This is a genomic window from Pseudomonas sp. ChxA, from assembly GCF_030263855.1.
GTDB classification, from domain to species: domain Bacteria; phylum Pseudomonadota; class Gammaproteobacteria; order Pseudomonadales; family Pseudomonadaceae; genus Aquipseudomonas; species Aquipseudomonas fluorescens_CB.
Window position 1 is genome coordinate 548,974 of record NZ_JARPMK010000001.1, and the last position, 26,120, is coordinate 575,093.

23 protein-coding genes are annotated in these 26,120 nt (G+C 61.0%); 16 read left to right on the forward strand and 7 right to left on the reverse strand.

The window, feature by feature from the left end:
- Positions 1-120: 120 nt before the first annotated feature.
- From P5706_RS02305 to P5706_RS02330, 6 genes are all read left to right on the forward strand, one after another.
- Complete coding sequence (locus tag P5706_RS02305; protein ID WP_200432035.1) at positions 121-729, forward strand: YqiA/YcfP family alpha/beta fold hydrolase; 609 nt, start codon at positions 121-123, stop codon at positions 727-729.
- 44 nt (positions 730-773) lie between these two features.
- Positions 774-2,678, forward strand: coding sequence for a DNA topoisomerase IV subunit B (parE, locus tag P5706_RS02310; RefSeq protein ID WP_138817126.1), 1,905 nt, complete (start codon positions 774-776; stop codon positions 2,676-2,678).
- Positions 2,678-3,673: an esterase-like activity of phytase family protein gene (locus tag P5706_RS02315; protein WP_200432034.1), complete on the forward strand. Its 996-nt coding sequence runs from the start codon at positions 2,678-2,680 to the stop codon at positions 3,671-3,673. The genes parE and P5706_RS02315 overlap by 1 nt, the downstream gene beginning before the upstream one ends.
- Positions 3,670-4,191 carry a retropepsin-like aspartic protease family protein gene (locus P5706_RS02320; RefSeq protein ID WP_017138480.1) on the forward strand — a complete coding sequence of 174 codons (522 nt, stop codon included), beginning with the start codon at positions 3,670-3,672 and terminating at the stop codon, positions 4,189-4,191. Before P5706_RS02315 ends, P5706_RS02320 begins: the two co-directional genes overlap by 4 nt.
- 10 nt (positions 4,192-4,201) lie before the next feature.
- Complete coding sequence (parC, locus tag P5706_RS02325; protein WP_017138479.1) at positions 4,202-6,466, forward strand: DNA topoisomerase IV subunit A; 2,265 nt, start codon at positions 4,202-4,204, stop codon at positions 6,464-6,466.
- A 176-nt stretch (positions 6,467-6,642) separates the two neighbouring features.
- Positions 6,643-7,350, forward strand: a complete 708-nt coding sequence (locus P5706_RS02330; RefSeq protein ID WP_285678475.1) for a PqiC family protein — start codon at positions 6,643-6,645, stop codon at positions 7,348-7,350.
- Positions 7,351-7,578: 228 nt separating this feature from the next.
- Here the strand turns inward: P5706_RS02330 and P5706_RS02335 are convergent, their stop codons facing one another.
- Positions 7,579-9,111, reverse strand: coding sequence for an AhpA/YtjB family protein (locus P5706_RS02335; RefSeq protein WP_200432032.1), 1,533 nt, complete (start codon positions 9,109-9,111; stop codon positions 7,579-7,581).
- A gap of 133 nt (positions 9,112-9,244) precedes the next feature.
- Between P5706_RS02335 and serB the strand changes: the two genes are divergently transcribed.
- The gene (gene serB, locus P5706_RS02340) at positions 9,245-10,459 is read left to right on the forward strand and encodes a phosphoserine phosphatase SerB (protein ID WP_200432031.1); all 1,215 of its coding nucleotides are present in this window, start codon (positions 9,245-9,247) and stop codon (positions 10,457-10,459) included.
- A 141-nt stretch (positions 10,460-10,600) separates the two neighbouring features.
- Here serB and asd read toward each other — a convergent pair whose 3' ends face one another.
- Genes asd through P5706_RS02355 form a run of 3 tightly spaced genes read right to left on the reverse strand, consistent with a single transcriptional unit; the run spans position 10,601 to position 13,885 of the window.
- Complete coding sequence (asd, locus tag P5706_RS02345; RefSeq protein ID WP_200432030.1) at positions 10,601-11,461, reverse strand: archaetidylserine decarboxylase; 861 nt, start codon at positions 11,459-11,461, stop codon at positions 10,601-10,603.
- Between the two features lie 15 nt (positions 11,462-11,476).
- Complete coding sequence (gene rhdA / locus P5706_RS02350) at positions 11,477-12,292, reverse strand: thiosulfate sulfurtransferase (RefSeq protein WP_200432029.1); 816 nt, start codon at positions 12,290-12,292, stop codon at positions 11,477-11,479.
- Between the two features lie 57 nt (positions 12,293-12,349).
- Complete coding sequence (locus tag P5706_RS02355) at positions 12,350-13,885, reverse strand: HDOD domain-containing protein (protein ID WP_285678476.1); 1,536 nt, start codon at positions 13,883-13,885, stop codon at positions 12,350-12,352.
- 166 nt (positions 13,886-14,051) lie between these two features.
- Between P5706_RS02355 and motA the strand changes: the two genes are divergently transcribed.
- Positions 14,052-14,903, forward strand: a complete 852-nt coding sequence (gene motA, locus P5706_RS02360) for a flagellar motor stator protein MotA (RefSeq protein WP_003217532.1) — start codon at positions 14,052-14,054, stop codon at positions 14,901-14,903.
- 3 nt (positions 14,904-14,906) lie between these two features.
- Positions 14,907-15,932, forward strand: a complete 1,026-nt coding sequence (motB, locus tag P5706_RS02365) for a flagellar motor protein MotB (RefSeq protein ID WP_200432027.1) — start codon at positions 14,907-14,909, stop codon at positions 15,930-15,932.
- A gap of 61 nt (positions 15,933-15,993) precedes the next feature.
- On the opposite strand, the gene P5706_RS02370 is transcribed toward motB, so the two are convergent.
- Together P5706_RS02370 and rsgA are read right to left on the reverse strand one after the other, a co-directional pair.
- Positions 15,994-16,389, reverse strand: coding sequence for a type II toxin-antitoxin system PemK/MazF family toxin (locus P5706_RS02370; RefSeq protein WP_285678477.1), 396 nt, complete (start codon positions 16,387-16,389; stop codon positions 15,994-15,996).
- Between the two features lie 286 nt (positions 16,390-16,675).
- Positions 16,676-17,707, reverse strand: coding sequence for a small ribosomal subunit biogenesis GTPase RsgA (gene rsgA, locus P5706_RS02375; protein ID WP_003171340.1), 1,032 nt, complete (start codon positions 17,705-17,707; stop codon positions 16,676-16,678).
- Positions 17,708-17,814: 107 nt separating this feature from the next.
- Here rsgA and orn point away from each other — a divergent pair, with 107 nt between their 5' ends.
- Both orn and P5706_RS02385 read left to right on the forward strand, forming a co-directional pair.
- Positions 17,815-18,357, forward strand: a complete 543-nt coding sequence (gene orn / locus P5706_RS02380; RefSeq protein ID WP_003171343.1) for an oligoribonuclease — start codon at positions 17,815-17,817, stop codon at positions 18,355-18,357.
- Between the two features lie 302 nt (positions 18,358-18,659).
- On the forward strand, positions 18,660-19,277 hold the full coding sequence (locus tag P5706_RS02385; RefSeq protein ID WP_169986743.1) for a trimeric intracellular cation channel family protein: 618 nt from the start codon (positions 18,660-18,662) through the stop codon (positions 19,275-19,277).
- Here the strand turns inward: P5706_RS02385 and queG are convergent.
- The gene (gene queG, locus P5706_RS02390) at positions 19,274-20,338 is read right to left on the reverse strand and encodes a tRNA epoxyqueuosine(34) reductase QueG (protein WP_285678478.1); all 1,065 of its coding nucleotides are present in this window, start codon (positions 20,336-20,338) and stop codon (positions 19,274-19,276) included. The two genes, P5706_RS02385 and queG, sit on opposite strands and share 4 nt — an antisense overlap.
- A gap of 63 nt (positions 20,339-20,401) precedes the next feature.
- Here queG and P5706_RS02395 point away from each other — a divergent pair, with 63 nt between their 5' ends.
- Genes P5706_RS02395 through miaA form a run of 5 tightly spaced genes read left to right on the forward strand, consistent with a single transcriptional unit; the run spans position 20,402 to position 26,043 of the window.
- On the forward strand, positions 20,402-21,262 hold the full coding sequence (locus P5706_RS02395; RefSeq protein WP_285678479.1) for an NAD(P)H-hydrate dehydratase: 861 nt from the start codon (positions 20,402-20,404) through the stop codon (positions 21,260-21,262).
- The gene (tsaE, locus tag P5706_RS02400; RefSeq protein ID WP_200432023.1) at positions 21,250-21,720 is read left to right on the forward strand and encodes a tRNA (adenosine(37)-N6)-threonylcarbamoyltransferase complex ATPase subunit type 1 TsaE; all 471 of its coding nucleotides are present in this window, start codon (positions 21,250-21,252) and stop codon (positions 21,718-21,720) included. The genes P5706_RS02395 and tsaE overlap by 13 nt, the downstream gene beginning before the upstream one ends.
- Before the next feature lie 17 nt (positions 21,721-21,737).
- Positions 21,738-23,159, forward strand: coding sequence for an N-acetylmuramoyl-L-alanine amidase (locus tag P5706_RS02405; protein WP_200432022.1), 1,422 nt, complete (start codon positions 21,738-21,740; stop codon positions 23,157-23,159).
- Positions 23,159-25,072 (forward strand): DNA mismatch repair endonuclease MutL, encoded by a 1,914-nt coding sequence (mutL, locus tag P5706_RS02410; protein WP_502945429.1) that lies wholly within the window; start codon positions 23,159-23,161, stop codon positions 25,070-25,072. The genes P5706_RS02405 and mutL overlap by 1 nt, the downstream gene beginning before the upstream one ends.
- Complete coding sequence (gene miaA / locus P5706_RS02415; protein WP_200432021.1) at positions 25,072-26,043, forward strand: tRNA (adenosine(37)-N6)-dimethylallyltransferase MiaA; 972 nt, start codon at positions 25,072-25,074, stop codon at positions 26,041-26,043. Before mutL ends, miaA begins: the two co-directional genes overlap by 1 nt.
- Positions 26,044-26,120 lie beyond the last annotated feature (77 nt).

A 26,120-nucleotide genomic window follows, 5' to 3' on the forward strand; every position in this document is an offset into this window, starting at 1 on the left:
GTTAATCAATAGCTAGCGGACCCGCCGCCATCGCAGGCAAGCCAGCTCCCACATTCAGTCCGCTTCTGCCTGTATTCCCTGTAAACTGCGCCTCTTTGGCTGATGCACGGAGAGCCCGGCATGTCCGCTTCGATTCTATATATCCACGGTTTCAACAGCGCGCCTGCGTCCAACAAGGCCACCCAGTTGAGCACCGTGATGGACAGCCTCGGTTTGAGCGACCGATTGCGTGTGCCGGCCCTGCATCACCATCCGCGTCAGGCGATTCCTCAATTGGAAGAGGCCATTGCAGAACTGGGGCGGCCGCTGCTGGTGGGAAGCTCACTCGGCGGCTACTATGCAACCCATCTTGCCGAACGCCATGGCCTCAAGGCGCTGCTGGTAAACCCGGCGGTCAGCCCGCATCGGATGTTTGACGGTTACCTGGGCACCCAGAAGAACCTCTACACCGATGAAACCTGGGAGCTGACCCACGACCACGTCACGGCCCTGGCCGAACTGGAAGTGCCGGCGCCCCAGGACGCCGTGCGTTATCAGGTGTGGTTGCAGACCGGGGACGAAACCCTGGATTATCGCCTCGCCCAGCAGTATTACCGGGCCTGTGCCTTGCGCATCCAGGCCGGTGGCGACCATGGTTACCAAGGGTTCGCCCAGCAATTACCGGCCATGTTGAGTTTTGCCGGCATTGGCGCAGATCAGTATCAATCCTTCGACTTTGCAGCACTGTAAAGTCCAAGGTCACTTTTTAATCGAACGACTCACGACGAGACCCCATGGCCACTCCCAGCGCTAGCTCTTATAACGCCGACGCCATCGAAGTCCTCTCGGGCCTCGACCCGGTGCGCAAACGCCCCGGCATGTACACCGACACCAGTCGGCCGAACCACCTTGCTCAGGAAGTCATCGACAACAGCGTCGATGAAGCCTTGGCCGGGCACGCCAAGTCGGTGCAGGTCATCCTCCATGCCGACCATTCCCTGGAAGTGTCCGACGATGGTCGCGGCATGCCGGTGGACATTCACCCGGAAGAGGGTGTGTCGGGCGTCGAGCTGATCCTCACCAAGCTGCACGCCGGTGGCAAGTTCTCCAACAAGAACTACCAGTTCTCCGGTGGCTTGCACGGTGTGGGTATTTCCGTGGTCAACGCCCTGTCGAACCACGTGCGGGTCAAGGTCAAGCGCGACGGCAACGAGTACCAGATGACCTTCGCCGATGGCTACAAAGCCACCGACCTGGAAGTGATCGGCACCGTTGGCAAGCGCAACACCGGCACCAGCGTGTACTTCGCGCCGGACCCGAAATACTTCGATTCGCCAAAATTCTCCATCAGCCGCCTCAAGCACGTACTCAAGGCCAAGGCCGTGTTGTGCCCGGGCCTGTTGGTCAGCTTTGAAGATAAAGGCACCGGCGAAAAGGTCGAGTGGCACTACGAAGATGGCCTGCGCTCCTACCTGGAAGACTCGGTCAGCGACTTCGAGCGCCTGCCCAATGAGCCGTTCTGCGGCAGCCTGGCGGGTAATAAAGAAGCCGTCGATTGGGCGCTGCTGTGGTTGCCCGAAGGTGGCGACAGCGTGCAGGAAAGCTACGTCAACCTGATTCCCACGGCCCAGGGCGGCACCCACGTCAACGGTTTGCGTCAGGGTTTGCTGGACGCCATGCGCGAGTTCTGCGAATACCGCAGCCTGTTGCCGCGCGGCGTGAAGCTGGCGCCGGAAGACGTGTGGGAGCGCATCGCGTTCGTGCTGTCGATGAAAATGCAGGAGCCGCAGTTCTCCGGCCAGACCAAAGAGCGTTTGTCGTCCCGCGAGGCGGCGGCGTTTGTCTCCGGTGTGGTCAAGGATGCGTTCAGCCTGTGGCTCAACGAGCACCCGGAACTGGGCCTGGCCCTGGCTGAACTGGCGATCAACAACGCCGGCCGCCGTTTAAAGGCCAGCAAGAAAGTCGAGCGCAAGCGCATCACCCAAGGCCCGGCTCTTCCAGGCAAACTGGCCGATTGCGCCGGGCAAGACCCGATGCGCTCCGAGCTGTTCCTGGTCGAAGGTGACTCCGCCGGTGGTTCCGCCAAGCAAGCGCGGGACAAAGAGTTCCAGGCGATCCTGCCGTTGCGCGGCAAGATCCTCAACACCTGGGAAGTCGACGGCAGCGAAGTGCTGGCCAGCCAGGAAGTACACAACATTGCCGTGGCTATTGGTGTCGACCCAGGTTCGGCGGACATCGCCCAGCTGCGCTACGGCAAGATCTGCATCCTCGCCGACGCCGACTCCGACGGCCTGCACATCGCCACGTTGCTCTGTGCGCTGTTTGTGCAGCACTTCCGCCCGTTGGTGGATGCCGGCCACGTCTACGTCGCCATGCCACCGCTGTACCGTATCGACTTGGGCAAAGAGATTTTCTACGCCCTGGACGAAGCCGAACGCGATGGCATCCTCGACCGACTGGTAGCCGAGAAAAAACGCGGCAAGCCACAGGTCACGCGATTCAAAGGCCTGGGTGAAATGAACCCGCCGCAGCTGCGCGAAACCACCATGGACCCGAATACTCGGCGCCTGGTGCAGTTGACCCTGGAAGACTTCGCCGGTACGTCGGAAATGATGGACATGCTGTTGGCGAAGAAGCGTGCGCCGGACCGCAAAGCCTGGCTGGAGTCCAAAGGCAACCTGGCCGAGGTGCTGGGCTGATGCGCACAGGTTTCGCCCTGGCGATCCTGATGTTGAGCGGGTTGGCGGCCTCCCAAGGAGTGGCTGCGCCCGTGGCTGAGCTTAAATTGGTCTCCGAACACCCGGTGGACGGCATGCGCGGTGGCAACCTGTCGGGCCTGGCGCTGTGTGGCCAGGACCTGTGGACGGTTTCGGATCGCGATGACGACCAGATCTACCGCCTCGATATCAGCGCGCCGACCTGGAAGGCCGAAACCGTAAAGATCGAGGTGCCACCGGTGCCCGAGTCCGGCCTGCCTTGGGGGCTGCGCTCGCGCACCAAGGCTGCATCGTTCATTCGTGGCGGCGACCTGGATTTTGAAGGCATCACCTGTGATGCCGCCGGCAACCGCTACATTGTCAGCGAAGCCCATGCAGCGGTGTTGCAGGTGCCGGTGAGCGGCACGCCTGAATGGTTGAAGATTGCTCCGGGTATGGTCCGCGAAGCCCGGGCCAGCGGGATGTTGCTGCACTTCAATGCCTTGTTCGAAGGCTTGGCGATCAACCCGCAAGGCAATCAGATCTGGCTGGCCGCAGAGCGTGAGCGCCGTGGCTTGATCTCGATCAAACGTGGCCAGAGCGTGTGGGACTGTGACGGCCCCTGTGTGTTGCTGAGCGAAGCTGGCCAGGAAGTGCAGCCGGCGCAGTTTACTAATGCCAAGGCAGTGTCCAAGGACTTTGCCGACCTGGCGCTGTTTAACGGCAAGCTGTTTACCCTGGAACGCAATGCGTTCCAGATTTGCCGGCGCGATGCGGTCACGGCCAAAGTCGAGCTGTGCTGGTCGTTTGCCGACGAAACCCTGGCACCGAATCGGCGTTATGCCCAGCCTTATGGCTTGGCCGAAGCCCTGGTGGTGGATACCGAAGGGGCGTGGTTGGGTATCGACAATAATTTTGGCCCGCGCGCCGACGGTGAAAAACGCCCGGTGGTCTATCGTTTTGCCGCGCCGGCCGGTGGCTGGGGCGCCCAACCATGACGGCAGCGCCGCCCGGCAAACGTGCCGGACGTGTACTGATGTTCGTGGCATGGGGCGCCGGGCTGTTTTTGGCCACGCGTTTTTTTGGGCAGTGGGAAGCGCGTCAGGAAAACCCCAATGCCGTGGTGACCTCGGAGCAGCACGAGGGTTACATCGAAGTGAAATTGCTGGGCAACGGCCAAGGGCATTTTGTCGCCAGCGGCCAGATCAACGGATCGCCGGTGGAGTTTATGCTCGACACCGGCGCGACCGATGTGGCGGTGCCGGCCGAATTGGCCGACCGCCTCGGGCTCAAACGTGGCCTGCCCGTGACCTTGAGCACTGCCAATGGGCGTAGCCAGGGCTACCGCACCAGCCTTGATCGCCTGAAACTGGGCGATATCGTCCTGCAGGACGTGCGCGCGCTGGTAGCACCAGGCCTGGGCGGCGAGCAGGTGCTGTTGGGCATGAGTGCACTGAAACAACTTGAATTTACCCAGCGCAGCGGCACCATGCTGCTGCGCCAGACCAAACAATGATGAGGCCCGCATGAGTGACATCCTCGCAGACAGCTTAGATGGCGTAGAACGCCGATCGCTGGCTGACTTCACCGAAAATGCCTACCTCAACTACTCCATGTACGTGATCATGGACCGTGCCTTGCCGCATATCGGCGACGGCCTTAAGCCCGTGCAGCGGCGCATTATCTACGCCATGAGTGAGTTGGGCCTGGACGCAGACTCCAAGCACAAGAAATCGGCGCGTACCGTCGGTGACGTGCTCGGTAAGTTCCACCCGCACGGCGACTCGGCCTGCTACGAAGCCATGGTGCTGATGGCCCAGCCGTTCAGCTACCGCTACACCTTGGTGGATGGCCAGGGTAACTGGGGTGCGCCGGATGATCCCAAGTCCTTCGCCGCCATGCGTTACACCGAGGCGCGCCTGTCGCGTTACTCGGAGGTGCTGCTCAGCGAGTTGGGCCAGGGCACTGCGAACTGGGGGCCGAATTTCGACGGCACCCTGGACGAACCGCTGGTGTTGCCGGCGCGTTTGCCGAATATCCTGCTCAATGGCACCACCGGCATCGCGGTCGGCATGGCCACCGACGTACCGCCGCACAACCTGCGCGAAGTCGCGACTGCCTGCGTGCGTTTGCTCGATGAGCCAAAAGCTACGGTGGAGCAACTCTGCGAGCATATTCAAGGCCCGGATTACCCGACCGAAGCGGAAATCATCACGCCGCGTGCTGACCTGCTGAAGATGTACGAGACCGGCAAGGGCTCGGTGCGCATGCGCGCGGTTTATCACATTGAAGACGGCGACATTATTGTCACCGCGCTGCCGCACCAGGTGTCCGGTGCCAAGGTGCTGGAGCAGATCGCCGCGCTGATGCAGGCCAAACCGTCGAAATTGCCGCAAGTGGCTGACCTGCGTGACGAGTCCGACCACGAAAACCCATGCCGCATCGTGATCATCCCGACCAACAGCCGGGTCGACCACGAAGTGCTGATGCAGCATCTGTTCGCCAGTACTGACCTTGAGTCCAGCTACCGGGTCAACGTCAACATCATCGGCCTGGACGGCAAGCCGCAGCTGAAAAACCTGCGCAACCTGCTGGTGGAGTGGCTGGAGTTCCGCGTACAGACCGTGCGCCGTCGCCTGCAATTTCGTCTCGACAAGGTTGAGCGCCGCCTGCACCTGTTGGACGGTTTGTTGATCGCTTACCTCAACCTGGATGAAGTGATCCACATCATCCGTACCGCCGAGCACCCGAAAGCCGAGCTGATCGCGCGTTTCGAGCTGAGCGAGATCCAGGCCGACTACATCCTCGACACCCGCTTGCGTCAGTTGGCGCGGCTCGAAGAGATGAAGTTGCGTGACGAGCAAGACGCGCTGCTCAAGGAGCAAGCCAAGCTGCAAGCCCTGTTGGGCAGCGAAACCAAGCTCAAGAAGCTGGTGCGCAGCGAGCTGATCAAAGACGCCGAAACCTATGGCGATGATCGCCGCTCGCCAATCGTCGAGCGCGCAGAAGCGAAAGCCCTGACAGAAACCGAGTTGTTGCCTAACGAGAAAATTACCGTCGTTCTGTCGGAAAAGGGTTGGGTTCGTTCCGCCAAAGGGCATGATATTGACGCCACCGGCCTCTCGTACAAGGCTGGCGATGGTTTCAAGACCGCTGCGGCCGGGCGTTCCAACCAGTTTGCGGTGTTTATCGACTCCACCGGGCGCAGCTATTCGGTGCCGGCGCACACCTTGCCATCGGCACGTGGCCAAGGCGAACCGCTGACCGGGCGTCTCACACCGCCACCAGGGGCGAATTTCGAGTGCGTGCTGCTGCCCGATGACGATTCGCTGTACGTGATCGCCTCCGACGCGGGTTACGGTTTTGTGGTCAAGGGTGAAGACCTGCAGGCCAAGAACAAGGCGGGCAAAGCGTTGTTGAGCTTGCCGAACAACGCCAAGGTGATCCTGCCGCGCACCGTGGAAGACCGCGAGAGCAACTGGCTGGCGTCGGTGACCACCGAAGGGCGTTTGCTGGTGTTCAAGATCAGCGATTTGCCACAGTTAGGTAAAGGCAAGGGCAACAAGATTATCGGGATTCCCGGGGAGCGCGTGGCCAGTCGCGAAGAGTACGTGACCGACATCGCCGTGATCCCGGAAGGCTCTACCCTGGTGCTCCAGGCCGGCAAGCGCACGCTGTCTCTGCGCCCCGACGACCTTGAACACTACAAGGGTGAGCGTGGCCGACGGGGTAATAAACTGCCGCGTGGCTTCCAGCGCGTGGATGCTTTACTGGTGGAAACGCCTGTTTAAGGCGGATTAGAGGGCTCGATCTACGATTTAACGCGTAGATCGACGCTTTCGCGCTGGAGTCAGGGCGCATATTCACGGATGATATGGCCTTTCCAGCGCCGGCGTGGCCGAGCGTGTTTAGGTTATTTTTAGTATTACATTGTGGTTCGCCTTGTGGCAGCCACCTGGATGGGATGATGACTGCTCCACGCCTTCCTTTATTTTTGATGCTCGCTGGCCTTTTGGGGCTGGCGGGTTGCAGCACACACCAACCGGTGTCGCTGTACCAGCTGGACAGCGGAAGTCCGGCTCAGCCTGCGCAAACCGCAGGCATGGCCGTTTTACTTGGCCCGGTCGTCGTTGCTGATTACCTGCAACGCGAAACCCTGCTTCAACGTCAGAACGACGGCAGCCTGCAAGGTTCCACCGATGGTCGTTGGGCGGGCAGTTTGTCGTCCGATATCAACCAACTGATGTTGCGTCAGGTGGCTGGCCATCTCGACAGTCAGCGTGTGGTGCTTGCGCCTGCGCCGACGGGTTTCACCCCGGATGTGCAGGTATTGCTGACCATCACGCGGCTCGACTCGGGTACTACGCAGCCGGCGGTTCTTGACGCCCAATGGCGCTTGATCGACCGCCGTGGCCAGGTGCGCGATAACCGCATCGTGCATCTGCAGGAAGAACATACCGGCACCACCGCGTCCCAGGTCCAGGCCCAGGGCGTGTTGTTGCAGCATCTGGCGCAGCAGTTGTCGGTGGCGCTCAAGCCATTGGCCAACCAGCCGCCAGTGGCTGAAGCGCCGCGTAAGCAGGCTCCGGCTCAAGCCAAACCGGCCGCTCCGGAAAAACCGAAGATGCCGATGGCTACGCCGATTCGCACCGATATGGAAGTGTTCAGGTTCTGACCTGAATCGCGCCTAAACAAAAGGCCCGCTTACTCAGCGGGCCTTTTTGTTGTCTACGATTTGAGCTTTGTTGACGATCCAATGTCGGAGCGGGCTTGCTGTGGCGAGGGAGCTTGCTCCCGTTGACTGCGCAGCAGTCTCCTGCTTTTTGGGGGGCGCTTCGCACCCCAGCGCAAGCAAGCTTGCTCGCCACAGCAAGCCCGCTCCCACAGGGGCCCTAGAAAGCCATCAGGGCTTGGTACGGGTCTCATGCATGCGCGCCAGCTGCCGCTCCAGCATCGACGGGTACGGCTCCATCAGCCGCTCCACACAGCTTGCACCTTCAGGGCTGGCGATCGGGCGGATACGCGCGCGCTGGCGGATCAGCGCATCTTCACTGATCTTGCGCTCCACCAGCAGCAGGTTGCGGCTGTGTTGGGACAAGGCCAGGGCGTCCTGGGCGATCTCGGTAAGCAGCAGGTCGATCTGGCTCATGCCGAACAGATCGTCACCGACGGTCAGGCCAAGTTGCAGCTGCAACGTAATGCCGCTGTCGGCCACTTCAATCTGCAAGGCATGGCCGAGGGCGCGCAGCAGCTCGCCACAGCAAATCGCATTGGTCAGGTAGTCTTCGCCGCTGTCTTCGCTGTGGAACAGCATCAATGTGCTGCCATCGTTCAGGGTGTGCAGTTCGCTCTGGTAGAGCGAGGCCGCCTGGTCGAGGCAATCGCGGTAGCGCTCCAGCAATTCGGTGAGGCGCGCACGGGGCAGGCGACGCAGTTGGTCCTGGGCACCCAGTTGCACAGCCAGTACGGCGCTGTGCTGCGGCTCGGCATTTTTTACCGGCGCAGGTTGCGGGGCTACCACCGGCGCGGCGGCTGAGGTGTCGCGCAGGTCGGCGAACGGGTCTTCATCGTCCAGTTCGTCTTCTTCGGCCTTGATCACCTGGCGCGGCGCAGGCTTGAGGGCAGCCACCGGCGCACTTTCGTCAAAGCCTGGGTCACGCAGGTTGCGCACTTCAAACTCGGGCTCGTCGTCGTAGTCGGTGTCGTCGTAATCTGGCTCCGGTTCAACCTCAGGCACCACCGGCTCCGGGGCGAAGCTGGCGTGAAGCTGGCGGGCGAGGTCGCCGATTTCATCCTGGCGGTCGGTGGCCGGGGTGTGTTCGTCGATATCGCGCAGCCAGATGCGCAGTTGCATCAGTGGCGTAGAGATATGCCGACCCAGGCGCAAGCTCAGGGCCAGGGCCAAGGCCAGCAGGATCGCGCTGAGGATGCCCATGCTTTGCAGGCTGATGGTCATCGGCTGCTGGAATTGCTGCATGTCGAGGCTGATGCGCAGTTGTCCGGCCTTCACATCCTGAAACGTAATATTGCTCGAATACAGGCCTTCGGCTTCACCCAGCAGGCCGTTTTTCGGGCGCTGCCCGGCTTCGGCCATGATCCGGTTGTCCACGCTGTAGATGGCGGCGTGCGCCACCAGCGGGTTCTTGGTCAGGTTGTTGAGCAGCACGTTGAGGCTGAGGATGTCGTTGGACACCAGCAACTCAGTCGCCGAGGTGGCCGTCTGAGTCGTCAGGCTCGCGCCCAGGGCGTCAGCTTGCTCGTGCATGGCCTGCTTGAACTGCAAACCCATCACGCAGGCGTAGATCACCAAGGCCAGAGCGACCAGGATCACGTTATGGCTGGCGATGCGTAATGCGATCGGTACACGGCGGTGGCGCAGTGCCCGGAAGATCAGCAGGAAGAAGTTATCGGTTTTTACTGGCGTGGGCCGGTTCACTTGCGCTCGGCTCTTGGTCCGTGAAGTTGACGCGCAGTATAGCGACAGGCCTAGAACCGGCAAAGCGCTCGCTGTGCCCGATGGTCACTGAAAGTGGGTAGAATGCGGTTTTTTTCCAGCCTGGGGGTGCGCTTTGCGCGAAATTGTCCTGATAAACATCACCGGCGAAGATCGCCCGGGCCTCACCGCGGCCATTACCGGTGTTCTGGCCCAGGGTGGTGTGAACATTCTCGACATCGGCCAGGCGGTGATCCACGACACGCTGTCGTTCGGCATCCTGGTGGAAATCCCCAGCACCGAGCAGGCCTCATCGGTGCTTAAAGACATCCTGTTTACGGCGTATAAGCTCGATCAGCAGGTGCGTTTCACGCCGGTTTCCGAAGCCGATTACCAGCATTGGGTGGACGGTCAGGGCAAAAAACGCCACATCGTGACGCTGCTGACCCGCAAAGTAACCGCCGAACAATTGCAGCGCGTCAGCTCGATCACCGCTCAATATGGTTTGAATATCGACCATATCGACCGTTTGTCGGGTCGTATGCCGTTGGACACGCCGGCAGACAAAGGCAAGGGCTGCATCGAGTTCTCCGTTCGCGGCGAACCGGCCGACCCGCAAGCCCTGCGTGCTGAATTCCTCAGCGTGGCCCAGGAACTGAATGTCGACATCGCCTTCCAGGAAGATTCGCTGTTCCGCCGTAACCGCCGCCTGGCGGTGTTCGACATGGACTCCACGCTGATCGAAGCCGAAGTCATCGACGAGTTGGCCAAGGCTGCCGGTGTGGGTGAGCAGGTGTCCGAAATCACCGAGCGCGCCATGGCCGGTGAGCTGGATTTTCGCGCCAGCTTCAAGGAGCGCCTGGCGCTGCTCAAGGGCTTGGACGTAAGCGTGCTGGATTCGATTGGCGCTTCGCTGCGCCTCACCGAAGGCGCCGAAACCCTGTTTGCCGAACTCAAGCGCCTGGGCTACAAAACCGCAATTCTGTCCGGTGGCTTCACCTACTTCGCCAAGCAATTGCAGGCCAAGTTGGGCATCGACTATGTGTTTGCCAACGAACTGGAAGTGGTGGATGGCAAGGTGACTGGCGTGGCGGTAGAGCCGATTGTCGACGCACAGCGCAAGGCGGACTTGCTGAAGGAATTGGCCCACAAGGAAGGTTTGCGTCTGGAGCAGACCATTGCGGTCGGCGACGGCGCCAATGACTTGCCGATGCTGGCGATTGCCGGGTTGGGTGTGGCGTTCCGTGCCAAGCCGCTGGTCAAGCAATCGGCCAAGCAGGCGATTTCGACGCTGGGGCTGGATGGTGTGTTGTATCTGCTGGGCTTTCGCGATCGCGACGGGCAGCTGTAACCCGATCTAACTGCAAGATTGCAGTAACTGTGGGAGCCGGGCTTGCCCGCGATAGCGGTAGTTCAGTCATTGAAGTATTGACTGATACGCCGCTATCGCGGGCAAGCCCGGCTCCCACATTTGATTTGCATCAGCTTCAAATCAGGCTTTCGGCAGTGCGATACCCTGGCCCATCTGCACCGGCGTACCCGCCACCAGCTCTTGTGCCCACTTCACCTGATCCGGCCCGAACAGCACGATGGCGGTCGAACCCAGCTTGAAGCGGCCCAGTTCAGCACCTTTCTCCAAGTGAATCGGCGCGCGTGCGGCTTCGTCGTAGCGGAAGGTTTTCAGCTCACGCTTCGGCGGCGTCACCAGCCCGGCCCATACGGTTTCAATCGACGCCACAATCATCGCGCCCACCAACACCACAGCCATCGGGCCGCGTTCGGTGTCGAACAGGCAAACAACACGCTCGTTGCGCGCAAACAGTTCCGGCACGTTTTCGGCAGTGGTCTGGTTGACCGAGAAAATCCGGCCCGGCACATAGACCATCTCGCGCAGCGTGCCGGCCAAAGGCATGTGTACGCGGTGGTAGTCCTTCGGTGACAGGTAGATGGTGGCGAAATCACCGCCCATGAACGGTGCCGCCAGCGCTGCGTCGCCACCCAGCAATTCCAGCACGCTGAAGCTGTGGCCTTTGGCCTGGAACACACGACCGTGCTCAATCGGGCCAAGCTGGCTGACCGCGCCGTCGGCTGGGCTCAGCACCGCGCCTGGAGTTTCATCCAATGGGCGGGCGCCGTCTTTCAGGGCGCGGGTGAAGAAGGCATTGAAGTGCTCGTAGGCGGTGAGGTCTTCGACCAGCGCCTGGGACATGTCCACTTGGTAGCGCTTGGCGAACCACGCCGTGAAGGCATTTTTGAACCAGCGCACGCGGCACTCGGCAATGCAGCCGGCCAGGCGCGACAGCAAGTGGTGCGGCAGCAAGTACTGGCTGAGGATAAACAACTGCTTTTTCATAACTGTCCTTAAACCTTAAATCTCGACGGGGGTGTCGGGGTGGTTGCCCCATTCGCCCCAGGAACCGGCATAACCTTTGACTCGCGGATAACCGAGCGCCTTGGCCACCAGGTAGGTGAAGCCAGAGCGGTGGTGAGTCTGGCAGTGGGTGATGATTTCTTTGTCGCGGGTCAGCCCGAGGTCTTCGAGGATCTGCGGCATGTCGCGGCGGATACGCAGGTTGCGCGCCTTGTCCATGCCGGCAGTCCATTCGAAGTTGACGGCGCCGGGGATGTGCCCGCCCTTGGCGGCGAGCACTTTCTCGCCGGAATACTCCAGCGGGCCGCGTGCGTCCCAGATGCCCAGGTCGGCGGCGCCGAGTCGGCTTTGCAGGTACTCGCGGGTGGCGGTGGGGCCGTCGTGGAGCGTGAGACTGACCGGGCCGCCAACCGGGGCGGGCACTTGCGTGGACACTGGGTGCTGATCATCCAGCCAGGCCAGCAGGCCGCCGTCCAGGTAGTGGTATTTCTGGTGGCCGATCACGTCGAGCATCCAGATAAACCGCCCGGCCCAGCCGCCGCCTTCGTCGTCATAGACGACGTAAGTGGCGTCCGGGGTGTGGCCCAGTTCGCCGAACAGCTTTTCCAGATCGGCCTTGTGCGGCAACAGGCCGGGTGCCGGTGGCTGGCCCAGTTGGGTGCGCTTGGGGTCAACGAAATGCGCGCCGGGGATATGCCCTTCGGCGTAGCGGGCGGCACTGGTGAGGTCCACCAGAATCAAGTGTTCGGCATCCAGGCGACCAAGCAGGTCGCTGGATTCGATCACCAGCGGCAAGCCAGAGAAGTCAGGCATGTGAGGTCTCCTGGGCACAAATGTTGGCGATAAAGGACGGCGATTGTAGCGCAAGCATCAGGCGCTGCGGTTGGTAAAGCTGTGCAGCGCTTTCTCGATGCATTGAGCGGTTTTGCCGAAGGCCTGCACGGTGGTTTCCGAGAACGGCCCGCCGCCCTGGTCGGCGACCATCAGCATCACCACGCGGCCATTGCAGCTCAGAGAGCGTAGCAACAGGTGTTCACCGGTAAACCAGCGGCGCAGGATCGGCGGCAGCAACGCGGAAAATTGCGCGTGATTTTCCGGCGTGAGGCGCACCTGGGCGGACTTTTCCAGCAGGCGCTGCAGCAGCGTGCTGTTGACGACGTCCAGGCTCAGGTTGGCAGCGTCCTTTGGCAAGCCATCGGCCTGATGCACACGCAAGGTGCTCAGGGCGCGGTCGGCCATAAAGAGCAACACCCGCTGCATGCCACTGGCGACCAAGGCTTCCCTGGCGCAGGTGGTCAAGTGCATGGCGTTGGCAAAGCGGCTCGGCTCGACCAGCAATTCGGTGCAGCGCTTGCGCCATACGGCCAATGCTTCGGCCGTGGGCGGCGGTGCGGGCAGCAGGCCGCGATGGACTTTTTGCACATGCCACGGCCAGATCAGCGACAGCGCGGGATGCCAGAGGTCCGGCATCAAGGTGGTGCGCGCGCTGGTGACCGCTTGTTGGTGAACCTGCTGCTGCACATCACACAACGGCGCTTGCAGGTACAGCGCGGTGAGGTATTGCCAGCGCTCGGTGTGCGGGCAGGTCCAGGATTCCTGGGCCGACATCGCCAGGCCGTTGGCCAGCAGCACGGTATTGGCGGGCTGGTTCAGCCAGCGCCGAAGGTTGGGTTCGGCATCGAGCAATTGCTGCTGGCGTAACGCGTCATCTTCGCGGGCGATGTGCAGCGCCTTGACCAGCAAGCGCTGTTCGGTCAGCAGCAGGTTGTAGCCTTGAGATACCCATATCGGCAGGTGCCAGGCTTCGGTCAAGCCCAGGCACAGGTCGAGCAAGCGTACACCGAACAGTTCCTGCTCGACCTTGCGCGCCGACTGGCCTTTGTGGATGACCCGCAGTTCCCATTCTTCCAAAAGCTTGGGGTAGGCCACGGCCAGCGGCCACAGTGGCGACAGAAACAGCAGGCTGCCCCAATGGATGTCTTGCCACAGCCGTGCCAGGCGGCTGGCGAACAAACCGTTGGCTTGCTGTGAGGCGTGCTGGCTCACCAGCAGCAATTGGCGCAAGGCCACCGGGATGTCTTTTTCCGGCACCGCGGGCAGGCGCGCGAGCAATTCTTCGGCGCGTTTAAGGCCCAGGCGGTTCAGCGCCACTTCGAGGTTTTCTGCCGGCCCCGAGAGGCTGCCGTGCGCCTGGCTGTTGGCTTCGCGCATCACGCTGAGCACCAGCGCCGGGCTGTTTTGCATCAGTTCGGCAATATCTCGCAATGAACTACGGCTATCGCGGATGGCCTTGCACACGCGTTCGTGGCTAGCCTGAGGAACAGGCAGCAGCACATCATCCAGGCGCTTGATCCAAGCGGCGAGGGTGGTGGGTTTTGTCGTTGGAACTGTCGTTTCGTTTGCCATGATTGGGGCGCGATCATCACTTGCGTTCTACACGCCCGGAACGGGCCGAATTGGCTTTTCGCCTTAACGGGCTATAGTCTGGCGCAGTTTTGCCGATAAGTAGAACAAGAGTTTTCTGCAGCACCCATTATGTCCATGAACCCGACGGCGCAAGTACCAATCTCCTATGGCTAAAATTATCGGCATCATCGTCGTCATCGCAAGTGTGCTCGGTGGGTACGTCCTGTCCCACGGTAAAATTGCCGCGCTGATCCAGCCCTTCGAAGTGCTCATCATCGGCGGCGCCGCGTTTGGTGCTTTCCTGCAGGCCAACCCCGGCTACATGACCATGCACGTGATCAAGAAGTCGCTGGGCATGTTCAGCTCGCGCTTCTCGCATACCTTTTATCTCGAGGTGCTGGGGCTGATCTACGAGATCCTCAACAAGAGCCGCCGCGAAGGCATGATGGCCATCGAAGGCGACATCGAAGACGCCGCCGCCAGCCCGATTTTCGCCAAGTACCCGGCCGTGCTCAAAGATGAGCGCATGACCGCATACATCTGTGACTACCTGCGCATCATGTCCTCCGGCAACATGGCCCCGCACGAGCTCGAAGGCCTGTTCGACATGGAGCTGTTCAGCCTCAAAGAAGAGCTGGAACACCCTTCCCACGCCGTGACCGGCATCGCCGACGGCATGCCCGGTTTTGGTATCGTCGCGGCGGTACTCGGTATTGTGGTGACCATGGCATCCCTGGGTGAAGGCGACCAGAAGGCTATTGGTATGCACGTGGGCGCGGCCCTCGTCGGCACCTTCTTCGGTATCCTCGCGGCCTACGGTTTCTTCGGCCCATTGGCCACGTCCCTGGCTCACGATGCCAAGGAAGAAGTGAATTTGTACGAAGCGATCAAGGCCTGCCTGGTGGCCTCGGCGTCCGGCATGCCGCCATCGTTGGCGGTGGAGTTCGGGCGCAAGGTGCTGTACCCGAAACATCGCCCAAGTTTTGCCGAGCTGGAACAAGCGGTTCGCGGTCGCTAAGTCATGGAAAACAACCAGCCGATAATCATCAAGCGCGTCAAGCGCTTCGCTGCAGGGCACCATGGCGGCGCCTGGAAAATCGCCTTCGCCGACTTTGCCACGGCGATGATGGCGTTCTTCCTGGTGCTGTGGCTGATGTCGACCGCAACGCCCGAGCAGAAGATCGCCATCGCCGGTTACTTCAAAGACCCGATTGGTTTTTCGGAAAGCGGCACGCCCTTCGTGATCGACCTGGGCGGCTCGCCGCAACTGGCACCTGAGCGCACCATCAACCCCGAAGTCAAAACCGAGTCGCCGCAGGAAAACATCCCGATCGAGCGCGACACCGTTGAGAGCATGGCCGAGCAGGTCGAGAAAGAGCGCCTGGAGTTGCTGTTGCAGGAACTGCAGACCAAGGTCGAAGAAAACCCGCAACTGCTGAAGTTCAAGGATCAGATTTCCTTCGAGATTACCCCCGAAGGCTTGCGCATCCAGATCACCGACGCGGCCAACCGGCCGATGTTCGACTCCGGCAGTGCGCGCTTGAAGCCGTACTTCGAAGATATCCTGCTGGCCATGGCCGACACCATCAAGGCGGTGCCGAACAAGATCAGCATCAGCGGCCACACCGACGCCAAGCCCTATGCGGGCCAGGGTGACTTCGGCAACTGGGAGCTTTCGGCCAACCGCGCCAACGCCGCCCGCCGTGCGCTGGTGGCGGGCAGCTATCCCGACCCGCAAGTGGCGCGCGTAGTGGGGTTTGCGTCCTCGCAGTTGTTTGACCCTAAAGACCCGTTCAACCCGATCAACCGCCGTATTGATATCGTGGTGCTGACTAAAAAAGCCCAGCGTGCCATTGAAGGTGATCAGCCACCACCTGCGGCACCGACCCAGGGCGAAGGCGCACCGGGTGAAGTGCCAGCCGATCCGAATGCCATTCCGCCAGGGCAGGAGCCGTTGCCGGCCCATGAGCTGCGGCAGAAGCTGAACCTGTTTGATGACGGCGGGGTGAAAGACCCGACGGCGCCTGCGCCGGCGCCGGGTTCGTAAGCGGTCTTTGTTGGTTGTAAATGAAAACGCCCCGACTATGTCGGGGCGTTTTCATTTGTGTTCAGAGAGGAAGGTAGGCTTTGACGCCGCTGATGACACCTCGCATGTCCTCCACGCACAGGCGCGGCACGAAGTACTCCCGGCCCTTGGAGCGAGTCTTTCTGTGCAGTTTGTCGAGACGCTCGAAGCTGACGGTGTAAATCATGTCGCACTTCACCCATAGTTCTTTATATCCGTCGGATTGAAGTGGGTTGGTGCGCAGCAAGTGATGCCAGTCGTACTGAATATCGGGAGCGGTAGAAGATATGGGCACTACGGTACACAGCTTGCGGTTGTGAGTAGCAGTGGGCGATATCACCACGACCTTGCGGATCTTCAGCATTTCCGGCGCCACAAAGCCTCGGGTGAAGTCGCAGAGCAGCACATCGCCTTGTTTGGGGTGATAGTAGAGAGCCAAATGTTAATGCCCCACAAAAAGCAAAGCCGCCCGAAGGCGGCTTCATTCGACGCGCAGTGGAGCTTGCTTCGCCCCTTCTGCGCCGCTGGATCAACCCCGAAAAGGATCCAGACTCCTGCCAGCTTTCGCTGGTGACGGAGCAATTATGCGCATCGAGAAATCCGAATACAAGCTGGCTTGTGCGTATGAGCCACCCAGTTGGTCCGGATTCTTGATGCCTGCTCCTATTAAATCAATGGACTAGGGGCTTCAGTACACTGGTTTATGTGTATCAAGAAGTGGATCGTTAGTAGCTGCTCTCCGGCAAGCTCGCAATAATCGACCGATAGCTGTTCATTCGCTGCTGCTGCACACGCCCATCTTCCAGGGCCTTGAGCAACGCACAACCCGGCTCGCGGTCGTGTTTGCAGTCGCGGAAGCGGCAGGTACCGATCAGGTCGTTGAACTCGATGAAGCCCGCTTCCACATCGCTGCGGCTGACGTGGCCGAGGCCGAATTCACGGATGCCTGGGGAGTCGATCAACTCACCGCCGCCGGGGAAGTGGAACAACCGCGCGGTGGTGGTGGTGTGGGTGCCCTGGCCGGACAGTTCCGACAGTGGGCCGACACGGGTGTCGACTTCCGGCAGCAGGCTGTTGACCAGCGATGACTTGCCCACGCCCGACTGGCCGACGAACACGCTGATGCGCCCGTCCAACTGCTGTTGCAGCTGTTCCATGCCATTGCCGTGATGCGCCGACACTTCCAGCACCGGGTAACCCAGCGTGCGGTAGACCGCCAGCAACGCGTTGAGCGCCGGAGCGTTCTGTTCGTCGATCAGGTCGAATTTGTTCAGCAGCAGCAGCGGGCGAATGCCGGCGTGCTCGGCTGCGACCAGGTAGCGGTCGATCAAATTGGCATGCGGCTCGGGCAGCGGTGCGAACACGATCACGATCATGTCGACGTTGGCCGCCACCGGCTTGAGCTGGCCACGACTGTCGGGGCGGCGCAGTTCGGTGGTGCGCGGCAATTGGGCGACGATCACGCCGATGCCCTGGTTGCCCGCACGCCACACGACCTTGTCGCCGGTGACCAGCGCAGGCAGGTTGGCGCGCAGGTGGCAGCGCGACACCGAGCCTGCGAGTTCGCCTTCGAGTGCCTCGACTTCGACCTGCACACCAAAGTGCGCGATCACCAGGCCCGTTTGTTCAGGCCCTAGGTCGCCGCCCTCGAGCGCTTCCACGGCGGAGGATTCACGTTTGGCGGCGCGAGCGGCGCGTTCACCTTGAATCTTTTCGATGCGCCAGTTTTGGCGGCGATTGAGCTGGCGTTTGGCCATTGGTGTTCCGTGTCGATAATGCAAAGGTTGGGTAAAACGGTCGCGAGTCTAGCACGCCCCCGCCTGCTAAACTGCGCAGCTAAGCCAAGGGCCAAGAGAATCAAGCCATGCAAAACCCACAGAACCTGATTTGGATCGATCTGGAAATGACCGGTCTGAACCCCGACACCGACGTCATCATCGAGATGGCGACGATTGTTACTGACAGCAACCTCAATACCTTGGCCGAAGGTCCGGTGATCGCCATCCATCACAGCGACGCCGTACTGGCCACCATGGACGAGTGGAACACCCGCACCCACGGCAACTCGGGCCTGACCCAGCGCGTGCGCGACAGCCGTATCAGCATGGCTGAAGCCGAAGCTGAAACCATCGCTTTCCTGGAAAAGTGGGTGCCCAAGGGCAAGTCGCCGATCTGTGGCAACAGCATCTGCCAGGATCGTCGCTTCCTTTATACGCACATGAAGGGGCTGGAAAGCTACTTCCACTACCGCAACCTGGATGTGTCCACCTTGAAAGAGCTGGCGGCTCGCTGGGCGCCGGAGGTTAAGGACAGCTTCCATAAAGGCAGCACGCATTTGGCGCTGGATGATATTCGCGAGTCGATCGCCGAGTTGCAGCATTACCGCAAGCATTTCATCAAGGCTTGAATTTGGTGTGCCTGCTCTGGCCCATTGCAGCATTGGTGTCTACGCAGACGGTTGAAACAAAGTCTGTGGTAAGTGGGCTGTTGTGGCGAGCCAGCTCGCCACAGGGAAATCTGGATGCCTTCAAGTTGTGTAGATACCAGGCCCCATCGCAGGCAAGCCAGCTCCCACACTTTGACTTGTGAACACATTCAAATGTGGGAGCTGGCTTGCCTGCGATGCTGTCGACACGGTCTTTCGCCTACTGCCCCCTTTTGGTGCCATCACCCAATGATTAGAATGCGCGCCTATTCGCAAGGATCGCCATCATGCTGTTGATGCTCTACCTCATCGCCATCACCGCCGAAGCCATGACCGGCGCGCTTTCCGCTGGGCGCCGAGGCATGGACTGGTTTGGCGTGGTGCTGATCGCCTGCGTCACCGCGCTGGGCGGTGGTTCGGTGCGCGATGTGCTGTTGGGGCATTACCCGCTGACCTGGGTCAAACACCCGGAATACCTGGTGCTGACCTCTATCGCGGCATTGGTGACGATCTTTATTGCGCCGCTGATGCGCCGTCTGCGCTCGTTGTTCCTGGCGCTGGACGCCTTGGGGTTGGTGGCGTTTACCCTGATCGGCTGCATGACCGCCCTGGAAATGGGCCATGGCATGCTGGTGGCTTCGGTCAGCGGCGTGATCACGGGCGTATTCGGCGGCATCCTGCGGGATATCTTCTGTAACGACATTCCGTTGATCTTTCGGCGTGAGCTGTACGCCAGCGTGTCGTTCCTCGCCGCCTGGTTCTACATGCTGTGCCTGTATCTGCAACTGCCCAGCGAACAGGCAATTCTGCTGACTTTGTTCAGTGGCTTTCTGCTACGCCTGCTGGCGATCCGTTTTCACTGGGAAATGCCCAAGTTCGTCTACAACGACGACGTGCACTAGCGCGCAGCGTGCTGGTTGAGCGCCCATTCCACATGTTCACGCACCAACTCGGAAGGATAATCGCGGCGTGCTTTCAAGGCTTCGAGCACCGGGATGCTCGACGGTGCGTTGCCCAGGCCCACTGCCAGGTTGCGCAGCCAGCGCTCATAACCGGCGCGGCGTAGGGGCGAGCCTTCGGTACTGCTGAGGAATTTATCCTCGTCCCACATAAACAATTCGGCCAGTTCTGCGTTATCCAGATTGTGCCGTGGCTTGAAATCGCTCTCGGCCGTGGATCGGGCGAAACGATTCCACGGGCAAACGATCTGACAGTCATCGCAGCCGAACACCCGATTGCCGATCAGTGGGCGCAGGTCCTCGGGGATCGCACTCTTGAGTTCGATGGTCAGGTAGGAAATGCAGCGCCGCGCGTCGAGCACATAAGGGCCGACGAAGGCATTGGTGGGGCAGATATCCAGGCACGCGGTGCAGCGGCCGCAATGCTCGGTGGCGTGGGGCGCGTCCACCGGCAAGGGCAAATCGACAAACAGCTCGCTGAGGAAGAAGTAACTGCCGGCCTTGCGATTGAGTACCAGGGTGTTTTTGCCGATCCAGCCGAGGCCAGCTTTTTCGGCAATGGCTTTTTCCAGCACGGGTGCGCTGTCGACAAAGGCGCGAAAGCCAAACGGGCCGATCTGTGCTTGGATACGGTCGGCCAGCTGTTGCACGCGCTTGCGGATCAGCTTGTGGTAATCGCGGCCCAGGGCGTAGCGGGAGATGTAGGCTTTTTCTGGCTTGGCCAGCAACTGCGCCATTTGCGTGTCGCCTGGCAGATAATCCATGCGCAGCGAGACCACGCGCAGGGTGCCCGGCACCAGTTCTTCGGGGTGCGAGCGTTTGCTGCCATGGGCGCCCATGTATTCCATCTCGCCGTGGTAGCCCGCGTCGAGCCAGCGTTGCAGGTGCTGCTCATGCTCGGCCAGGTCCAGGCCGCTGATGCCGACTTGTTGAAAGCCCAACTCGCGGCCCCAGTCTTTGATCGATTGGGCGAGGGCGGGCAGATCTGAAGTAATTGCGGGCATGAGACACGGGAAACCACAGGTTAGATGCGTATAATTCTGCCAGACATCGGAGCTTGAAGACGCATGCCGCAGACAAAACACACAATTACCGACGTACAGCCGCTATTGCACGGCCATTTGCCGCAACTGGCTGCACGTTCCCCGGACGCCCATAAAGGCCAGTTCGGTCACCTGTTGATCATCGGCGGCGACCATGGCTTTGGCGGTGCTGCGTTGCTCAGCGCCGAAAGCGCCTTGCGCAGTGGCGCGGGCATGGTTTCGTTGGCGACTCGCCCGGAACACGTGCCGGCTGCACTCGCTCGCTTGCCGGAGGTGATGACCGTCGGCGTGAGTTCGGCCAATCAGTTGATGGGGCTGCTGGAGAAAATCTCGGTGATCGTTATCGGGCCTGGCCTGGGCGCAGCGTCCTGGGGCAAAAGCCTGTTGTCGGTTGCCGCCAACGCCCAGCAGCCGCAAATCTGGGATGCCGACGCCTTGAACCAGTTGGCCGCAGGCGGTGTAAGCCTGCCGGCCAACAGCGTAATCACGCCGCATCCCGGCGAGGCGGCGCGGTTGATGGGCATCACGACAGCCGAGGTTCAGGCCGATCGCCTTAACGTGGCGCGCGCTTTAAGCCAGAAATTCAATGCAGTGGCTATCCTCAAAGGTGCTGGCAGTTTGATTGCCTGCCCGGACGGCCGTGTTTCGCGCTGTGACCAAGGCCACCCGGCGATGGCTACGGCCGGTTTGGGTGATGTGCTGAGCGGCTTGGTGGGGGCATTGCTGGCCCAAGGCATGCCCGCCTATGAGGCAAGTTGCCTGGCCGTGTGGTTGCACGCCACGGCGGGGGATCGCCAAGGTACTTACGGTCGCGGCCTGGCCGCCAGCGACCTGATACCCGCCATTCGTCAATTGCTGGAGGAGCAGTCGCCGTGTCTGAAGTAAGCCTTTTTCTGGCTGATGAAGACGCCATGGTTGCGTTGGGTCAGCGTATTGCCCAGGTTACGGCCGGCGCAGGACTGATTTTCCTTGAAGGCGACCTGGGCGCGGGTAAAACCACGCTGTCGCGGGGGATAATTCGTGGGCTGGGCCACACGGGCGCGGTAAAAAGCCCGACGTTCACCTTGGTCGAACCCTACGAAATCGGTGCAGTTCGCGCCTTCCACTTCGACCTGTATCGGCTGGTCGACCCCGAAGAACTGGAGTACATGGGCATCCGTGATTACTTCGATGAAGACGCACTGTGCCTGATCGAGTGGCCAGATAAAGGCACAGGCTTTTTGCCAAAGCCGGACCTGACCATTACCATTACGCCGCATGAGCATGGACGTCAGCTGAAGTTGTTGCCCCAGAGTACGCGCGGCCAGTCTTGGTGCGCGGCCCTGGCATTGGAATTCAAATAAAATTGGTGGGGTTAGGTATGCGCTTTCGCGCGATGGTTGCTGTCGTAGGGGTGTTGCTTGCGGCAATGACTTTCAATGCTCTGGCTGCTTCACAGGTGAAAAGTGTTCGCCTGTGGCGAGCGCCGGATAACACGCGACTGGTGTTTGACCTGTCTGGCCCGGTCCAGCACAGCGTCTTTACCCTGACGGCGCCCGATCGCCTGGTGATCGACATCAATGGCGCCACCCTTGGCGCGCCGCTGAAAGTCTCCACCGCCAATACCCCGATCACCGCGATGCGCTCGGCCCAGCGCACGCCGACGGACCTGCGTGTGGTCATCGACCTGAAAAAGGCCGTGACCCCGAAAAGCTTCGTACTGGCGCCTAACGCCCAATACGGCAACCGGCTGGTGGTCGACCTGTTCGACAACCCCGCGGACGCCAACCCGCCGCCAGCGCCGCCGCCGAGTGTTGCGACGGTGCCGGCCGTGCCGGTCAACCCGTCGCAGCCGCAGGTCAAGTTGCCGCCACCACCACCAGCGCCTGCGGGCAAGCGCGACATTATTGTGGTGATCGACGCCGGCCACGGCGGGGAAGACCCGGGCGCCTCCGGTTCGCGCGGCCAGCATGAAAAAGACGTGGTGCTGGCCATTGCCCGTGAACTGCAGCGCCAAGTCAATGGCATGAAAGGCTATCGCGCCGAGCTGACCCGTACCGGTGATTACTTCATCCCGCTGCGTGGCCGTACCGAAATCGCCCGCAAGAAGGGCGCCGACCTGTTTGTATCGATCCACGCTGACGCTGCGCCATCGACAGCGGCCTTCGGTGCCTCGGTGTTTGCCTTGTCGGATCGTGGCGCGACGTCCGAGACTGCACGCTGGCTGGCCGACAGTGAAAACCGTTCCGACTTGATCGGTGGTGCGGGCAACGTGTCCCTCGACGACAAAGACAAAATGCTCGCCGGTGTGCTGCTCGACCTGTCGATGACCGCTTCGCTGACCTCCAGCTTGAACGTCGGCCAAAAAGTCCTCAGCAACATTGGCCGCGTCACGTCCCTGCACAAACAACGCGTTGAGCAGGCCGGGTTCATGGTGTTGAAGTCGCCGGATATCCCGTCGATCCTGGTAGAAACCGGGTTTATCTCCAACTCCAACGAAGCCTCGAAGCTGGCCAGCGCCAGCCACCAGCAGGCGCTGGCGCGTTCGATAAGCTCGGGTATTCGCCAGTTCTTCCAGCAGAACCCGCCGCCGGGCACTTACATTGCCTGGCTGCGTGATTCCGGCAAAATCGCCCAAGGCCCGCGTGACCATCGTGTGCAGCCCGGCGACACCCTGGCCATGCTGGCCGTGCGTTTCCAGGTATCGGCCGCGACCTTGCGCAGCGCCAACAACCTGAAGACCGATGAATTGAAAGTCGGCCAGGTGTTGACCATCCCTGGCACTGAATTGGCGGCGCAGTAATGAGCGAATCGGTTTTGAATAGCGGTTCACGCATCGAGCTGCTCAGCCCGCGCCTCGCCAACCAGATTGCCGCGGGTGAGGTGGTTGAGCGCCCGGCGTCGGTGATCAAGGAGTTGCTGGAAAACAGCATCGACTCCGGTGCCAAGCGCATTGATGTCGATGTGGAGCAGGGCGGCGTCAAGCTGCTGCGGGTCCGCGACGACGGCAGCGGGATCTCCTCGGATGACCTGCCGCTGGCTCTGGCGCGTCACGCCACCAGCAAGATTCGCGACCTCGAAGACCTTGAGCGGGTAATGAGCCTGGGTTTTCGCGGTGAGGCATTGGCGTCCATCAGCTCCGTAGCGCGCCTGACCCTGACATCGCGCACCCGCAGCGCCGAGCAAGCCTGGCAGGTGGAAACCGAAGGCCGTGACATGGCGCCTCGTGTGCAGCCGGCCGCGCACCCGGTGGGCACTTCGGTTGAAGTTCGCGACCTGTTTTTCAACACGCCCGCGCGACGCAAATTCCTCAAGGCCGAAAAAACCGAATTCGATCACCTGCAAGAAGTCATCAAGCGTCTGGCCTTGGCGCGCTTTGATGTGGCGTTCCATTTACGCCACAACGGCAAAACCATCCTCAGCCTGCACGAAGCCCATGACGATGCTGCGCGTGCTCGGCGTGTCTCGGCGATCTGCGGCGCAGGGTTCCTGGAGCAGGCGCTGCCGATTGAGATTGAGCGCAATGGCTTGCGGCTGTGGGGCTGGGTGGGCTTGCCGACCTTCTCCCGCAGCCAGGCGGACTTGCAGTATTTCTTTGTGAATGGCCGCGCGGTGCGCGACAAGCTGGTGGCCCACGCGGTGCGCCAGGCGTATCGCGATGTGTTGTTTAACGGACGGCATCCGACATTTGTACTGTTCTTTGAGGTTGACCCGTCGGTGGTCGACGTCAATGTGCACCCGACCAAGCACGAAGTGCGTTTCCGTGACGGGCGCATGGTGCATGACTTCCTCTATGGCACGCTGCACCGCGCCTTGGGCGATGTGCGCCCGGATGATCAATTGTCTGCGCCGATTGTAACGGCGTTGGTAAGGCCCAGCGGTCCGGACGCCGGCGAATTCGGCCCTCAGGGTGAAATGAGCCTGGCCGCCAACCTGCTGCAATCGCCGCAGCCCCAGCCTTCCTACACCGCGCCGGGTTCCGGTGCGGGTGCGGGTTATCAGTACCAATACACGCCTCGCCCGCAGTCGACTGTGCCGGTAGCCGAGGCCCAGGCGGCCTATCGCGAATTTTTTGCACCACTGCCGGGGGCCGAAGCCGGCGCTGTGGCGTTGCCCGAGGGTGGCGGTGATATTCCGCCTTTGGGTTATGCGCTGGCGCAGCTCAAGGGCATTTATATTCTCTCTGAAAACGCTCACGGCCTGGTGCTGGTGGACATGCATGCCGCCCACGAACGGATCATGTACGAGCGCTTGAAGATCGCCATGGCCAGTGAAGGTCTTAGCGGCCAACCGTTGTTGGTGCCGGAATCCCTGGCGGTGAGCCAGCGTGAAGCCGATTGCGCCGAAGAACACCACAGCGTGTTCCAGAAGCTTGGCTTCGAACTGCAACGCCTGGGTCCGGAAACCTTGGCTATTCGCCAGATTCCTGCCTTGCTCAAGCAAGCCGAAGCCAACCGCTTGGTGGCCGACGTGCTCGCCGACCTGATGGAATACGGCACCAGTGACCGCATCCAGGCGCATATCAACGAACTGCTCGGTACCATGGCCTGCCACGGTGCAATTCGCGCCAATCGCCGCCTGGCCTTGCCGGAAATGAACGGCTTGCTGCGCGACATGGAAAACACCGAGCGCAGCGGGCAATGCAACCATGGCCGACCGACCTGGACCCAAATGGGCCTGGACGACTTGGACAAACTGTTCTTGCGCGGCCGTTGATGAGTGCCTTGCCCCCCGCCATCTTCCTGATGGGCCCGACGGCCGCCGGCAAGACCGACCTGGCCATCGAGCTGACCAAAGTGCTGCCCTGCGAGCTGATCAGCGTCGACTCTGCCCTGGTTTACCGGGACATGGACATCGGCACCGCCAAGCCATCAAAAGAGCTGTTGGCACAGTATCCGCACCGGTTGATTGACATCATCGACCCTGCCGAGAGCTATTCCGCCGCCGATTTTCGTACCGATGCCCTGGGCGCCATGGCCGAAATCACCGCACGGGGCAATATTCCGCTGCTGGTGGGCGGTACGATGCTCTATTACAAGGCTTTGCAGGAAGGCTTGGCGGATATGCCTGCGGCCGACGCCCAGGTGCGCGGCGAAATTGAAGAAGAGGCTGCACGCCTTGGTTGGCAAGCCCTGCACGACCAGTTGGCGGCAGTTGACCCGGTTTCCGCTGCGCGCATTCACCCCAATGACCCCCAGCGCCTCAGCCGTGCCCTGGAAGTCTGGCGGGTGAGCGGCCAGACCATGACTGAACATAGGCTGAAACAAACTGCGCAAAGTGCTGATGCAGGCGCATCTGGACAGTCACAATTGCCCTATACTGTGGCGAATCTGGCCATTGCTCCGGCAAATCGTCAGGTGTTGCATGAACGAATTGCACAAAGATTCACAATTATGTTGGAACAGGGGTTTGTGGACGAGGTCGTAGCACTGCGTTCCAGAGGTGACCTGCATGCCGGGTTGCCTTCTATACGTGCTGTTGGCTACCGCCAAGTCTGGGAACACCTGGATGGCAAGCTGACGTCAGCCGAAATGCAGGAGCGCGGCATCATTGCCACGCGCCAATTGGCGAAGCGCCAGTTCACCTGGCTGCGCAGCTGGAGCGATTTGCACTGGTTGGACAGCCTGGACAGCGACAATCTGTCACGCGCCTTGAAATACTTGGGATCGGTCTCCATATTGAGCTGAGTCCTTGCAATTGCCGTCTATCCTTGGGGGTGTGACGGCCATGAGCTATCTATTTTCCGAATTTTATTATTGATCCT

Coding starts and splice junctions, on each gene's coding strand:
- P5706_RS02305 (WP_200432035.1), top strand. CDS start 121: ATGTCCGCTTCGATTCTATATATCCACGGTTTCAACAGCGCGCCTGCG.
- parE (WP_138817126.1), top strand. CDS start 774: ATGGCCACTCCCAGCGCTAGCTCTTATAACGCCGACGCCATCGAAGTC.
- P5706_RS02315 (WP_200432034.1), top strand. CDS start 2,678: ATGCGCACAGGTTTCGCCCTGGCGATCCTGATGTTGAGCGGGTTGGCG.
- P5706_RS02320 (WP_017138480.1), top strand. CDS start 3,670: ATGACGGCAGCGCCGCCCGGCAAACGTGCCGGACGTGTACTGATGTTC.
- parC (WP_017138479.1), top strand. CDS start 4,202: ATGAGTGACATCCTCGCAGACAGCTTAGATGGCGTAGAACGCCGATCG.
- P5706_RS02330 (WP_285678475.1), top strand. CDS start 6,643: ATGACTGCTCCACGCCTTCCTTTATTTTTGATGCTCGCTGGCCTTTTG.
- asd (WP_200432030.1), bottom strand. CDS start 11,461: ATGAAAAAGCAGTTGTTTATCCTCAGCCAGTACTTGCTGCCGCACCAC.
- rhdA (WP_200432029.1), bottom strand. CDS start 12,292: ATGCCTGACTTCTCTGGCTTGCCGCTGGTGATCGAATCCAGCGACCTG.
- P5706_RS02355 (WP_285678476.1), bottom strand. CDS start 13,885: ATGGCAAACGAAACGACAGTTCCAACGACAAAACCCACCACCCTCGCC.
- motA (WP_003217532.1), top strand. CDS start 14,052: ATGGCTAAAATTATCGGCATCATCGTCGTCATCGCAAGTGTGCTCGGT.
- motB (WP_200432027.1), top strand. CDS start 14,907: ATGGAAAACAACCAGCCGATAATCATCAAGCGCGTCAAGCGCTTCGCT.
- rsgA (WP_003171340.1), bottom strand. CDS start 17,707: ATGGCCAAACGCCAGCTCAATCGCCGCCAAAACTGGCGCATCGAAAAG.
- orn (WP_003171343.1), top strand. CDS start 17,815: ATGCAAAACCCACAGAACCTGATTTGGATCGATCTGGAAATGACCGGT.
- queG (WP_285678478.1), bottom strand. CDS start 20,338: ATGCCCGCAATTACTTCAGATCTGCCCGCCCTCGCCCAATCGATCAAA.
- P5706_RS02395 (WP_285678479.1), top strand. CDS start 20,402: ATGCCGCAGACAAAACACACAATTACCGACGTACAGCCGCTATTGCAC.
- P5706_RS02405 (WP_200432022.1), top strand. CDS start 21,738: ATGCGCTTTCGCGCGATGGTTGCTGTCGTAGGGGTGTTGCTTGCGGCA.
- mutL (WP_502945429.1), top strand. CDS start 23,159: ATGAGCGAATCGGTTTTGAATAGCGGTTCACGCATCGAGCTGCTCAGC.
- miaA (WP_200432021.1), top strand. CDS start 25,072: ATGAGTGCCTTGCCCCCCGCCATCTTCCTGATGGGCCCGACGGCCGCC.